Raw genomic sequence first — 12520 nt, forward strand, 5'->3', positions numbered from 1 at the left:
CGTCCGTGATCGTCCGCCTACGGAAACGGTAGGGGCGACCACTGACAACGGGCCTCGGGCACCTTCCCCATCCGCTGCCTCAGATGCGCCCCGGCAGCGTGCCCGGTACGGCGCTTGGGGCGGTCCGGGGCGACCGCGCCATCATGCGAAACGGCCCGGCCGGAGGGGGTGAGTCCCCTCCGGCCGGGCCGTTCGCCAGGTCCGCCGATCCGTCAGATCTCGCCGCGGAGCTTCGCGAGCGCCTCCGCGAGAATCGCCTCGCCGTCGGCGTCGCTGCGGCGCTCCCGGACGTACGCGAGGTGGGTCTTGTACGGCTCGGTGCGCGGCGGGTCCGGCGGGCTGTCCCGGTCCTTGCCTGCCGGGAAACCACAGCGCGGGCAGTCCCAGGTGTCCGGAACCTGCGCGTCGCCGGCGAAGCTGGGCTGCGTCTCGTGCCCGTTGGAGCACCAGAAGGAGATGCGGGTGCGCGGCGCGGACTCGCCGCGCTCGGCCTCCCCCATCGGCCCCGCCCCGACCCGACTTCCTCGGATCGCGTTGCCACTTGCCACGGTCGTAACTCCCTGCGTAATGGTGCTGCAAAGCATCTAACAGCAGCTGCGTTGCGGGCGCTCCAGTCTACGTAAGGCCCAACGCGCGTCCAGAGACAGGAGTTACCCTCCGGCCGAGGACGCCGCCCTCATGATAAGCCGCGTCCCCGACGGCATGTCAGCTGCCGAGCTTCATCAGGACGCCGAGGACGACGATGCACGCGAACCACAGGAGACCGATCACGATGGTGATGCGGTCGAGGTTCCGCTCGGCGACCGAGGAGCCGCCGACCGAGGACTGCATGCCGCCACCGAACATGTCGGACAGGCCGCCGCCCTTCCCCTTGTGCATGAGCACCAGCATCATCAGCAGCAGGCTGAAGACGATGAGGGCGATCGAGAACCCGATGACCACGGCTTGACCAACTCTCTAGGACTGACGGACGAAACTGTTGTGCCGGCGCCCGGGGCGCCGGCACGACACCGAAAGGGTGCGGGGCCGGGCGGCGACTGCACGCCGGACCCGGCCCCGACAGGGTACGACGGGCCGGGCCCGTCGTCATAGCCGCTACTGGTCGCGGAAGCGGACGATCTTGACGAACTCGTCCGCGTTCAGCGCCGCGCCGCCGATCAGCGCGCCGTCGACATCCGGCTGCGCCATGATCGCGGCGACATTGCCGGACTTGACCGAGCCGCCGTACTGGATGCGGACCTTGTCGGCCAGCTCCTGGCTGTAGAGCTCGGCGAGGCGGCCGCGGATCGCCCCGCAGACCTCCTGCGCGTCCTCGGGCGTGGCGACCTCGCCGGTGCCGATGGCCCAGACCGGCTCGTAGGCGATCACGATGGACTCGGCCTGCTCGGCCGGGACGCCGTCCAGGGCGCCGTCGACCTGCGCGAGGGTGTGCGCGACCTGGTTGCCGGCCTTGCGGACGTCCAGGCCCTCGCCGACGCAGAGGATCGGGGTGAGACCGTGCTGGTAGGCGGCCTTGACCTTGGCGTTGCAGATCTCTTCGTTCTCGCCGTGGTACTGGCGGCGCTCGCTGTGGCCGACGGCCACGTAGGTGCACTTGAGCTTGGCGAGCATCGGGCCGGAGATCTCACCGGTGTAGGCACCGGACTCGTGCGCCGAGATGTCCTGGGCGCCGTACTTGATCTTGAGCTTGTCGCCGTCGACCAGCGTCTGCACCGAGCGCAGGTCGGTGAAGGGCGGCAGGACCGCGACCTCTACGGCCTCGAAGTCCTTGTCGGCGAGCGCGAAGGCGAGCTTCTGGACGTGGGCGATGGCCTCGAGGTGGTTGAGGTTCATCTTCCAGTTGCCCGCCATCAGCGGGGTGCGGGATGTCACGGTTCTTCAGTCCTCCAGAGCGGCGAGGCCGGGGAGCGTCTTGCCTTCGAGGTATTCGAGGCTGGCGCCGCCACCGGTCGAAATGTGGCCGAAAGCATTCTCGTCGAAGCCGAGCGCGCGCACGGCCGCGGCCGAGTCACCGCCGCCGACGACGGTGAATCCGGGGCTGTCGAGCAGCGCCTGCGCGACGGCTGCGGTGCCGCCCGCGTAGTCGGGGTGCTCGGCGACACCGACCGGACCGTTCCAGAACACCGTCCCGGCGTCCGCGATCTTCGACGCGAACAGCTCACGGGTCTTCGGGCCGATGTCCAGCCCCTCCATGTCGGCGGGGATCTTGTCGGCGTCGACGGTGACGAAGTCGGCGGGGGCCTTGGTCTTCAGGTCCGGGAAGTCGCGCGAGGCCAGGATGTCCACGGGGAGGACCAGCTCGACGCCGCTCTTCTCCGCGCGCTCCAGGTACTCGGTGACGGCCGGGATCTGGTCCTTCTGCAACAGCGAGATACCGACCTCGTAGCCCTTGGCCTTGAGGAAGGTGTACGCCATACCGCCGCCGATCAGCAGCCGGTCGGCCTTGCCGAGCAGCTCGTCGATGACGGCGAGCTTGTCGGAGACCTTGGCGCCGCCGAGGACGACGACATAGGGGCGCTTGACGTCCTCGGTGAGGCGCTTCAGCACGCCGACCTCGGTGGCGATCAGGTCGCCGGCGGCGTGCGGGAGGCGCGCCGGGAGATCGTAGACGGAGGCGTGCTTGCGGTGCACGGCGCCGAAGCCGTCGCCCACGTACAGGTCCGCGAGCTCGGCGAGCCGGTCGGCGAAGGCGCCGCGCTCCGTGTCGTCCTTGCTGGTCTCGCCGGCGTTGAAGCGGAGGTTCTCCACGACGGCCACCTGGCCGTCGCGCAGGTCCGCGACCACGGAACGGGCGGAGTCGCCGACCGTGTCGGTCGCGAAGGCCACGTCCTGGCCGAGGATTTCGCCCAGCCGCGCGGCAGCGGGGGCGAGCGAGAAGGCCGGGTCCGGGGCGCCCTTGGGACGGCCCAGGTGGGAGGCGACGATCACCTTGGCGCCGCGCGCGGCGAGCTTGGCGATCGTCGGCGCGACGGCGCGGATCCGGCCGTCGTCGGTGATGGTCGTACCGTCCAGCGGCACGTTCAGGTCGGCGCGGACGAAGACCCGCTTGCCCGCTACCTGGAGGTCATCGATCGTCTTCATGAGAAGTGACTCCGTTGCGTAGGTCGGTCATGGGACGGGGCTCGTACGACGCTTGCGCGCGCCGTACGAGCCCCGTCCTCATTTCGCTGTGCCCTGCCCTGCGGCAAAGGGGGTGTCCCCAGCGCCGGCGGGCGAGATCAGAGCTGGCCGCCGACGTAGGTGGTCAGGTCCACGAGGCGGTTGGAGTAGCCCCACTCGTTGTCGTACCAGCCGATGACCTTGACGCTCTTGCCCTGCGACATGGTGAGGGAGGAGTCGAAGGTGCAGGAGGCCGGCCAGTTGACGATGTCCGAGGAGACGATCGGGTCCTCGGTGTACTCCAGGATGCCCTTGAGCTCGCCCTCGGCGGCCTTCTGGAAGGCGGCGTTGACCTCGTCCTTGGTGACCTCGCGCGACAGCTCGATGACCAGGTCGGTGACCGAACCGGTGGGGACCGGGACGCGCATCGCGATGCCGTCCAGCTTGCCCTTGAGCTGCGGGAGGACCAGCGCGGTGGCCTTGGCGGCACCGGTCGTGGTCGGGATGATGTTCTCCGCGGCGGCGCGGGCGCGGCGCAGGTCGCTGTGCGGGAAGTCCAGGATGCGCTGGTCGTTGGTGTACGCGTGCACCGTGGTCATCATGCCCTTGACGATGCCGAAGTTCTCGTCGAGAACCTTGGCCATCGGCGCCACACAGTTGGTGGTGCAGGAGGCGTTGGAGATGACGTGGTGGTTGGCCGCGTCGTACTTGTCCTGGTTGACGCCCATCACGATCGTGATGTCCTCGTCCTTGGCGGGCGCGGAGATCAGGACCTTCTTGGCGCCGGCCGCGAGGTGCTTGGCGGCGTCGGCGCGCTTGGTGAAGATGCCGGTCGACTCGATGACGATGTCGGCGCCGAGCTCGCCCCAGGGGAGGTTCGCCGGGTCGCGCTCGGCCATCGTCTTGAAGGTCTGGCCACCGACGGTGATGGTGTCGTCGGTGTGGCTGACGTCCTGCTTGAGACGGCCCAGGATGGTGTCGTACTTCAGCAGGTGGACCAGGGTGGCGTTGTCGGTCAGGTCGTTGACACCGACGATCTCGATGTCCGCGCCCTGCTCCAGGAGCGCGCGGAAGTAGTTACGACCAATGCGGCCGAATCCGTTGATGCCTACGCGGATCGTCACGAACCGATCTCCTCGTTGGTACGCCGGCTCAGATACCGGCGAGCTGTATGGGATGTCCCCGACCGCCTCCGACCCTACCTCCAATACGAGACGTACGTGACATTGACAGCGGCCGCTCGCGCCCCCTCACCGAGCGCCCCCAGCCCATGACGCACCGCGCCCCCGGCATCACCTTGGAGACCGGGGGCGAGCGGGGTGGACGAGGTGTCCGGGCCGGTCAGCCGACCAGGCCGTCGGCCAGTTCCTCGGAGAGATTGGACTCGGTACCGGGGATACCGAGGTCCTGGGCGCGCTTGTCGGCCATCGCCAGCAGCCGGCGGATCCGGCCGGCCACCGCGTCCTTGGTCAGCGGCGGATCGGCGAGGGCGCCCAGCTCCTCCAGGGACGCCTGCTTGTGCTCCATGCGCAGCCGGCCGGCCGCCGCGAGGTGCTCGGGGACCTCCTCGCCGAGGATCTCCAGCGCCCGCTGGACCCGGGCGCCGGCGGCGACCGCGGCACGCGCCGAGCGGCGGAGGTTGGCGTCGTCGAAGTTGGCGAGGCGGTTGGCGGTGGCGCGGACCTCGCGGCGCATCCGCCGCTCCTCCCACGCGAGCACCGACTCGTGGGCGCCGAGCCGGGTCAGCAGCGCGCCGATCGCGTCACCGTCCCGGACGACGACGCGGTCCACACCGCGCACCTCGCGGGCCTTGGCGCCGATGCCGAGCCGGCGGGCCGCGCCGACCAGCGCGAGGGCCGCCTCGGGCCCCGGGCAGGTGACCTCCAGGGAGGAGGAGCGGCCGGGCTCGGTGAGCGAGCCGTGTGCCAGGAAGGCCCCGCGCCAGGCCGCCTCGGCATCGCAGGTCGCCCCGGAGACCACCTGTGGCGGGAGGCCCCGGATGGGGCGGCCGCGGCCGTCCACCAGACCGGTCTGCCGGGCGAGCTGGTCGCCGCCGGCGACCACCCGTACGACATAGCGGCTGCCGCGCCGCAGGCCGCCGGGGGCCATCACCACCAGGTCGGAGGAGTGCCCGAAGATCTCCAGGATGTCCTTGCGCAGCCGCCGGGCCGCGATCCCCGTGTCCAGCTCCGCCTCGATCACAATGCGTCCGCTGACCAGGTGCAGACCACCCGCGAACCGCAGGATCGACGAGACCTCCGACTTCCGGCAGCAGGTCCGGGTGACGGGGAGCCGGGAGATCTCGTCCTTCACCGCAGGCGTCATCGCCATGGGCCGATCCTTCCATGCATCCGAAAAATACGGTCGTACGCGGCTGCCAGCAGCTCCGGGTCGTGCCGGTCGGGGGCTCCCCCGGCCGTCGGCCTGGAGTCGTCTCCCCGCGCGGCGACCGCCGCCAGCTCGACCTCGCTGCCGACGAGATGCTTGGCGGCAACCGTCAGACCTTCGGTGTCGGGCACGGCGTCCTTGTCGGCCAGCACCACGTCGAAGGCGAGTTTAGGGGCGTGTCGGGCCAAAACCTCCAAATGACGCTGCGGTGAGAAGCCATCGGTTTCGCCGGGCTGGGGCGCGAGGTTGAGCGAGAGGACCTTGCGGGCCTTGGTCTCCTCCAGGGCCACGCGCAGTTCGGGCACCAGCAGATGCGGGATGACGGAAGAGAACCAGGAGCCGGGACCCAGCACCACCCAGTCGGCGTCGCGGACCGCCGTGACCACCTCGGGGACGGCCGGCGGGTCCTCGGGGACGACATGGACGGACTGCACCTCGCCGCGGGTGAGCGCGACGGTGGCCTGGCCACGGACCGTGACGATCTCGTCCGGGTGATCCTCGTGGTGTCCTTTGACCAGGGCCTGGAGCTCCAGGGGCACCGCCGACATGGGCAGCACCCGGCCGTGCGCGCCGAGCAGTTTGCCGACCAGGTCGAGGGCCTGGACGTGGTCGCCGAGCTGCTCCCACAGGGCGACGATCAGCAGATTGCCGACGGCGTGGTTGTGCAGCTCGCCCTCGCTCTGGAACCGGTGCTGGATGACCCGGGCCCAGGTCTGCCCCCAGTCGTCGTCACCGCAGAGCGCGGCCAGCGCCTTGCGCAGATCGCCGGGCGGCAGGACGCCCAGTTCGTCGCGGAGCCGGCCGCTGGAGCCGCCGTCGTCGGCGACGGTGACCACGGCGGTCAGATCGCCGGTGATCCGGCGGAGCGCGGCGAGCGAGGCGGACAGGCCCATACCGCCGCCGAGCGCCACCACCTTGGGTGTGGCGCCCTTGGCCGTGCGGCCGCCCGGTACGAGCCTGCGGACCCGGCGCAGTCGCAGCGCGCGCCCGGTCACTCGCGCCCCATGTCCCGGTGGACGATGACGGTCTCCACGCCTTCGGAGACCAGCCTGCGGGCCAGCTTCTCGGACATCGCGACGCTGCGGTGCTTACCGCCCGTACAGCCGACCGCGATGGTCACATAGCGCTTGCCCTCGCGGCGGTAGCCCTCGGCGACGAGGCGGAGCAGTTCGGCGTAGCCGTCCAGGAACTCCTTGGAGCCGGGCTGGTTGAAGACGTAGTCGGAGACCTCTTCGTTGAGGCCGGTGAACGGGCGCAGCTCCGGGACCCAGTGCGGGTTGGGGATGAAGCGGCAGTCGATGACCATGTCGGCGTCGACCGGGAGGCCGTATTTGAAGCCGAAGGACATGACCGTGGCGCGCAGCTCGGGGACCTCCTCGCCGGCGAACTGGGCGTCCATCTTGGCGCGCAGCTCGTGGACGTTGAGGCTGGAGGTGTCGATGACGAGGTCGGCGTCGCCGCGCAGCTCGCGCAGCAGATCGCGCTCGGCGGCGATGCCGTCGACGATCCGGCCGTCGCCCTGGAGGGGGTGCGGGCGGCGCACCGACTCGAAGCGGCGCACCAGGGCCTCGTCGGAGGACTCCAGGAAGACGATGCGGCGCTTGACGTTCTGTGCGTCGAGGGTGGCGAGCGACGCCTTGAGGTTGTCGAAGAAGCGGCGGCCGCGGACGTCGACGACGACGGCGATCCGCGCGACATTGCCCTGCGAACGGGCGCCCAGCTCGACCATCGGCGGGATCAGCTCGGGCGGGATGTTGTCGACGACGAACCAGCCGAGGTCCTCCAGGCACTTCGCGGCCGTGCTCCGGCCGGCGCCCGACATACCGGAGATGATCACCAGCTCGGGGATCGCGGCGCTCTCGCCCTGATCGGACTCGCGCATCGTGCCCGTACTCACCTGTGCACCGTCTCTCTCGGTTTCCTGCGTTCCGTGCGTGTTCATCTGTCCTGCCCCCGTTCTGCCGACAACGCGGCCGGTGGGGCCTCGTCATCCTCAATGATCTCTCCTGTGGCGGTGTTCACCGCGGGGCCGGCCGGTGCCGCCGCGGCCAGCGCCGCCGCGACGGTCTCGGCGGTCTTGCGGCCGACGCCCGGGACCTCGCAGATCTCGTCGATCGTCGCGGCCCGCAGCCTCTTCAGCGAACCGAAGTGTTTGAGCAGTGCCTGGCGGCGGCTGTCGCCGAGACCGGCGACGGCGTCGAGCGGCGACGCCTTCAGCCGCTTGGCGCGCTTGGTGCGCTGGTAGGTGATGGCGAAGCGGTGCGCTTCGTCGCGGACGCGCTGGAGAAGGTAGAGGCCCTCGCTGCTGCGCGGCAGCACGACCGGGTCGTCGTCCTCGGGCAGCCAGACCTCTTCGAGCCGCTTGGCCAGACCGCAGACGGCGACATCGTCGATGCCGAGCTCGTCCAGGGCCCGGCGGGCGGCGGCGACCTGGGGGGCGCCGCCGTCGACGACGACGAGCTGCGGCGGATAGGCGAAGCGCTTGGGGCGGCCCTCCTCGTCCACGGGGCGGCCGGCCATGGGGTCCGGTTCCAGGTCCGCGGCGGCGTCCGGCGGGCCGCCGGCGTCCGGGGCGGCACCGGCGGACGGCTCCTCGGTCCACTCGCCGGACTTCTGCTTCTCCTGGAGGTAGCGCTTGAAGCGGCGGCCGATGACCTCGTGCATGGACCGGACGTCGTCCTGGCCGGCGAAGCTCTTGATCTGGAAGCGGCGGTACTCGCTCTTGCGGGCGAGGCCGTCCTCGAAGACCACCATCGAGGCGACCACGTCATCGCCCTGGAGGTGGGAGATGTCGAAGCACTCGATGCGCAGCGGGACCGAGTCCAGACCGAGGGCCTGGGCGATCTCCTCCAGGGCGCGGGAGCGGGTGGTCAGGTCGGAGGCGCGCTTGGTCTTGTGCAGGGCCAGTGCCTGCTGGGCGTTGCGCTGGACCGTGGCCATCAGGTCCTTCTTGTCGCCGCGCTGCGGGATGCGCAGCGAGACCTGGGAGCCGCGGCGGCCGGAGAGCCACTGCTGGATCGGCTCGACATGCTCGGGGAGCGCCGGGACCAGGACTTCCTTGGGGACGGCATCGCCCTTCTCCTCGCCGTACAGCTGTTGGAGGGCGTGTTCGACGAGGCCGGCGGTGCTGACGGCCTCCACCTTGTCGGTGACCCAGCCGCGCTGGCCGCGGACCCGGCCGCCGCGGACGTGGAAGATCTGGACGGCGGCTTCGAGTTCGTCCTCGGCGACCGCGATCAGATCGGCGTCGGTGGCGTCGGCGAGCACCACGGCGCTCTTCTCCATCGCCCGCTTGAGCGCCACTATGTCGTCGCGCAGCCGGGCGGCGCGCTCGTACTCCATCTCCTCGGCGGCCTCCTGCATCCGGCGCTCCAGGCGGCGGAGGTAGGCGCCGGTGCGGCCAGCCATGAAGTCGCAGAACTCCTCGGCGAGTTCGCGGTGCTCCTGGGCGGAGATCCGCTCGACACAGGGGGCCGAGCACTTGCCGATGTAGCCGAGCAGGCAGGGGCGGCCGATCTGGGCGGAGCGCTTGAAGACTCCGGCGGAGCAGGTGCGCACCGGGAAGACGCGCAGCATCAGGTCGACGGTCTCCCGGATGGCCCAGGCGTGGCCGTACGGGCCGAAGTAGCGCACGCCCTTCTTCTTGGCGCCGCGCATGACCTGGACGCGGGGGAACTCCTCGTTGAGGGTCACCGCGAGATAGGGATAGCTCTTGTCGTCGCGGTACTTGACGTTGAATCGGGGGTCGAACTCCTTGATCCAGCTGTATTCGAGCTGGAGCGCCTCGACCTCGGTGGAGACGACGGTCCACTCCACGGAGGCGGCGGTGGTGACCATCGTGCGGGTACGCGGGTGGAGGCCGGCCAGGTCCTGGAAGTAGCTGGCCAGGCGCTGGCGCAGGCTCTTGGCCTTGCCGACGTAGATGACCCGGCCGTGCTCGTCGCGGAATTTATAGACCCCCGGCGAGTCGGGGATCTGTCCCGGCTTGGGTCGGTAGCTGCTGGGGTCTGCCATGCCCACCACCCTACTGACCGCCACCGACAATCACCGTGCCCGCACCGCTCCGGGCGGCAGGGCCCCGGCCGGGTGGCGCCCGGCGCGCCGGGGCCGGACCGACGGCGCGGCCCCGGCGCGCGGCGGCGCACCGGGGCTGGATCGCAGGGGCCGCGGCCCGGCGTCCTGGCCGGGCCGGGGCCCCTGCGGGTTCATCGGGCGCCGGGCGGCGGCGGTGCTGTCCGGCCGCGGGGCGGCGGACGGCGCGGCGGCAAGGCCCGGCCGGCGCTCAGCTGCGGCGCCGGCGCCGCAGCGCCACGGCGCCGGAGAGGCCGAGCGCCGCCAGGGCCGCGGCGCCCGCCACCGCCGAGGCGGTGGTCACCGGGCTGTCGCCGGCGGTGTCGGTACCGGCCGCGACGGTCTGCTCGTGGGCGCCCGCTTCGGCACCGGCCGCCCGCGGGGCGGTCTGCGGACCGTAGCCGCCGGCCTCGCCGCGCTTGTCGTAGGCGGAGCCGGGGAGCTTGTCGCCGTACGCCTTCGCCACCCGCTTCTGGTAGGCGGCGACGGTGGTGCCGGCGGCGCCGACCGCCTGCTCGGCCGCCGCGTCCAGCGGCTCGACGCGGTCGCCGCGCTGCACGTACCAGGCGTTGATCTGCGGTTCGCGGAAGACCGTGCCGCCGGTGCCGGCCTTCGCGGCGCCGGCCGCGGCGTAGCGGGTCTCGTCGTCGCCGCTGGCGATGTTGACCACCTTCCAGGCGGCGCCCCGCTGCACGGTCCACACCGAAGCCTTCCGGCCGTCGGCGGCGACGGCCTTGCTGGCGAGGAACTCCAGCCGGGCGACGGGGGCGTCGGCCTTGCCGCGGACGAAGTCCGGCGACAGGACGTAGACGGGGACCGCGGCGCCCTCGATGCGCGGGGCGGCCGGTTCGGCGGCGGGCGCAGCGGCGCGGGCCCGGCCGCCGCCGGCGCCGTCACTGGCGAAGAAGCGGGCGAGGGTGTCCAGCGTCGCGGGGGCGGCGGCCGCGTCGTGGGCGGCGGCGATGCTCGCGCGGGCCGGGGCCGGCGGCGGGGCGGGCGCCGTGGCGGCCAGTGCGGCCTGCGGCGCGAGGCCGATGAGGGCGGCGGCGAGCGTCCCGGTGGCGGCGGTGCGGACGACGGTGCGCTTCGTCATGGCCTCAGGCTCCTATCCGGTAGAGGGAGTGGGTCCAGGAGAAGGAGCTGCCGTTCACGTAGTAGTCGAAATCACCCCAGTTGTAGCGGTTGTTGGTGGCCCATGGGTCGCCCCAGTAGACCCAGTTCCGGCTCGTGTCGAAGCCGTAGAGCACATGCATATGGCCGCCGCCCGAGGACCACTCGATACGGGTCTCGACGGGACGGTTGGCGTTGATCTCACTCTGCACGGTGCTGTAGCGCAGATAACCGGTCACGTACGAGCCGGAGTTGATGCCCATCCACCGGAAGGCATTCTGCACATTGCCGAGTGTGGCCTGGTTGTTGGGGCAGGCGGTGTTCTGCTGGCGGTTGAAGGCGGCGTTGCAGAACTGGTTCTGGCTGTAGCTCCTGCCGTACCAGGCCGCGATGGTGTTGCCGGAGCCCGCCCAGCACCAGTTGGTCTTCTCCTGGGCCTGCATGGAGATGTTCAGGCGATTGGCGGCACGCAGCGCGGGGGCCGGGGCGGCGGGCTGCCCGGCGGCGGCGACGGGTGCCGGTGCCGCACCGGGCGTGGCCGCCGAGGCGGCCGTTCCCGGCAGCGCGGTGAGCGCGGCTGCGGTGAGCGCCGCGGCCGACAGCCATCGGCGGCGCGAACGGTGTATGAGCGGTGCACGGGTCATGGCGTTCCTCCCGAACGAGGGGGTGTGCGAGGGAGAGGAGCGCATCCGGATGCTGTTGAGGAGCATCGGGTGTTGTCGTATGCAGGTCAACACGCTTCAATGCGGGGTGACACGGGGGTGTGGACGAACGGGCAAGGATGTGAACGTCCGGTGCCCGGCGTACTTCAGCGAACAGGCAGGGAGCGCGCGCGGCGTGCAATCCGGTTGTGAACGTTCACCCGCGCGCCGGAGGGTTGAGGAAATGGCACAGAACACACCCGAGTCGGCCGAGCTGGCCCAGCTGCTGCGGACCGGCCCGTTCCATCTCGCGCTGCGCAGCGCGCTCAGCGCACGGGGCCTCGCGCTCCACCGCGTCCAGCACAAACTCGCCCAGCGCGGCATCAAGGTCGGGGTGACCAGTCTGAGTTACTGGCAGCAGGGGGCCCGGCGCCCGCAGCGCCCCGAGTCGCTGCGGGCGGTGCGCGCCCTGGAGGAGGTCCTCGAACTGCCCGCGCGCTCGCTGCACCGGCTGCTGGTGCCCGAGGGCGCCACCCGCCCGGAGACCGACCGGCCGACGGGCCGCAGCTACCGTTCGCTGGTCGCGCCCGTCGACACACTCCAGCAGTTGTTCGCCGCGCTGGAGGCCCCCACGGACGGCGGGCTGCACACGGTCGGGCACCACGAGCGGGTCCGCATCGGGCCGGGCCGTGAGCTGAGCGAACGCGAATCGCTGCAGACCGTCCGCGCGCACCGGGACGGCGTGGACCGCTATGTCGCCATCCACCGCGGCGACGCGGGCTGCGATCCGTCCCGGGTGACGGTGCGGGCCGCGGAGAACTGCCGGCTGGGGCGGGTGCGCGGCGACGCGGGCACCGGGGTGATCGTCGCCGAGTTACTCTTCGACGCCCGGCTGCGCGCCGGTGACACCCATGTCTTCGGATACGCCTTCGAGGACGGCAGCGGCGGCCCGAGCACGGAGTACATCCGCGGTTTCAGCTTCGCGGGCGGCCAGTACGTCCTTCAGGTGCGCTTCGACGAGACGGCGCTGCCGGTGCGCTGCCACCGCTTCGCCCAGGTCTCGGCGGGCGCGCCGCGCAGCGCCCAGCAGGAGCTGACACTGAACGGCCGGCACCGCGCCGTCCATCTGGTGGAGCAGGGGGTCCGGCCGGGGATTCTCGGCATCAGGTGGGACTGGGGCTGACGGGGCCGCGTACGGCCGCCCGGTGACC

The 12520-nt window shown here is 71.4% G+C and carries 12 protein-coding genes; 1 reads left to right on the top strand and 11 read right to left on the bottom strand.

Annotation, left to right across the window (positions count from 1 at the left end; genetic code table 11):
* Positions 1–212: 212 nt before the first annotated feature.
* The 11 genes from IH09_RS05740 to IH09_RS05790 form a co-directional block, all read right to left on the bottom strand.
* A complete protein-coding gene (locus tag IH09_RS05740; RefSeq protein WP_006606296.1) occupies positions 213–548 on the bottom strand; it encodes an RNA polymerase-binding protein RbpA in 336 nt (111 codons plus the stop codon).
* 157 nt (positions 549–705) lie between these two features.
* Positions 706–942, bottom strand: coding sequence for a preprotein translocase subunit SecG (gene secG / locus IH09_RS05745; RefSeq protein WP_030411885.1), 237 nt, complete (start codon positions 940–942; stop codon positions 706–708).
* Between the two features lie 153 nt (positions 943–1095).
* Positions 1096–1872, bottom strand: a complete 777-nt coding sequence (tpiA, locus tag IH09_RS39640; protein WP_052854671.1) for a triose-phosphate isomerase — start codon at positions 1870–1872, stop codon at positions 1096–1098.
* Positions 1873–1878: 6 nt separating this feature from the next.
* Positions 1879–3081: a phosphoglycerate kinase gene (locus tag IH09_RS39645; RefSeq protein WP_052854673.1), complete on the bottom strand. Its 1203-nt coding sequence runs from the start codon at positions 3079–3081 to the stop codon at positions 1879–1881.
* Positions 3082–3218: 137 nt separating this feature from the next.
* Positions 3219–4223: a type I glyceraldehyde-3-phosphate dehydrogenase gene (gene gap, locus IH09_RS05760; RefSeq protein WP_052854675.1), complete on the bottom strand. Its 1005-nt coding sequence runs from the start codon at positions 4221–4223 to the stop codon at positions 3219–3221.
* Between the two features lie 217 nt (positions 4224–4440).
* Positions 4441–5430, bottom strand: coding sequence for a DNA-binding protein WhiA (gene whiA, locus IH09_RS05765; protein ID WP_052854677.1), 990 nt, complete (start codon positions 5428–5430; stop codon positions 4441–4443).
* Positions 5421–6482, bottom strand: coding sequence for a gluconeogenesis factor YvcK family protein (locus tag IH09_RS05770; protein WP_052854679.1), 1062 nt, complete (start codon positions 6480–6482; stop codon positions 5421–5423). The genes whiA and IH09_RS05770 overlap by 10 nt, the downstream gene beginning before the upstream one ends.
* Positions 6479–7429, bottom strand: a complete 951-nt coding sequence (gene rapZ / locus IH09_RS05775; protein ID WP_172451272.1) for an RNase adapter RapZ — start codon at positions 7427–7429, stop codon at positions 6479–6481. The genes IH09_RS05770 and rapZ overlap by 4 nt, the downstream gene beginning before the upstream one ends.
* A complete protein-coding gene (gene uvrC / locus IH09_RS05780; protein ID WP_052854683.1) occupies positions 7426–9501 on the bottom strand; it encodes an excinuclease ABC subunit UvrC in 2076 nt (691 codons plus the stop codon). Before uvrC ends, rapZ begins: the two co-directional genes overlap by 4 nt.
* Positions 9502–9769: 268 nt before the next feature.
* A complete protein-coding gene (locus IH09_RS05785; RefSeq protein WP_052854685.1) occupies positions 9770–10651 on the bottom strand; it encodes a hypothetical protein in 882 nt (293 codons plus the stop codon).
* 4 nt (positions 10652–10655) lie between these two features.
* Positions 10656–11312 (bottom strand): papain-like cysteine protease family protein, encoded by a 657-nt coding sequence (locus IH09_RS05790; protein WP_052854687.1) that lies wholly within the window; start codon positions 11310–11312, stop codon positions 10656–10658.
* A gap of 241 nt (positions 11313–11553) precedes the next feature.
* Here IH09_RS05790 and IH09_RS05795 point away from each other — a divergent pair, with 241 nt between their 5' ends.
* Positions 11554–12492: a hypothetical protein gene (locus IH09_RS05795; protein WP_052854689.1), complete on the top strand. Its 939-nt coding sequence runs from the start codon at positions 11554–11556 to the stop codon at positions 12490–12492.
* Positions 12493–12520: the final 28 nt, after the last annotated feature.

It is taken from the genome of Streptomyces celluloflavus, assembly GCA_000720995.1.
Taxonomy (GTDB): Bacteria; Actinomycetota; Actinomycetes; order Streptomycetales; family Streptomycetaceae; genus Streptomyces; species Streptomyces celluloflavus.

Excerpts from the sequence above, each read along its gene's own strand:
- uvrC (WP_052854683.1), bottom strand. The coding sequence starts at position 9,501 with ATGGCAGACCCCAGCAGCTACCGACCCAAGCCGGGACAGATCCCCGAC.
- whiA (WP_052854677.1), bottom strand. The coding sequence starts at position 5,430 with ATGGCGATGACGCCTGCGGTGAAGGACGAGATCTCCCGGCTCCCCGTC.
- IH09_RS39645 (WP_052854673.1), bottom strand. The coding sequence starts at position 3,081 with ATGAAGACGATCGATGACCTCCAGGTAGCGGGCAAGCGGGTCTTCGTC.
- IH09_RS05785 (WP_052854685.1), bottom strand. The coding sequence starts at position 10,651 with ATGACGAAGCGCACCGTCGTCCGCACCGCCGCCACCGGGACGCTCGCC.
- IH09_RS05795 (WP_052854689.1), top strand. The coding sequence starts at position 11,554 with ATGGCACAGAACACACCCGAGTCGGCCGAGCTGGCCCAGCTGCTGCGG.
- rapZ (WP_172451272.1), bottom strand. The coding sequence starts at position 7,429 with ATGAACACGCACGGAACGCAGGAAACCGAGAGAGACGGTGCACAGGTG.
- IH09_RS05790 (WP_052854687.1), bottom strand. The coding sequence starts at position 11,312 with ATGACCCGTGCACCGCTCATACACCGTTCGCGCCGCCGATGGCTGTCG.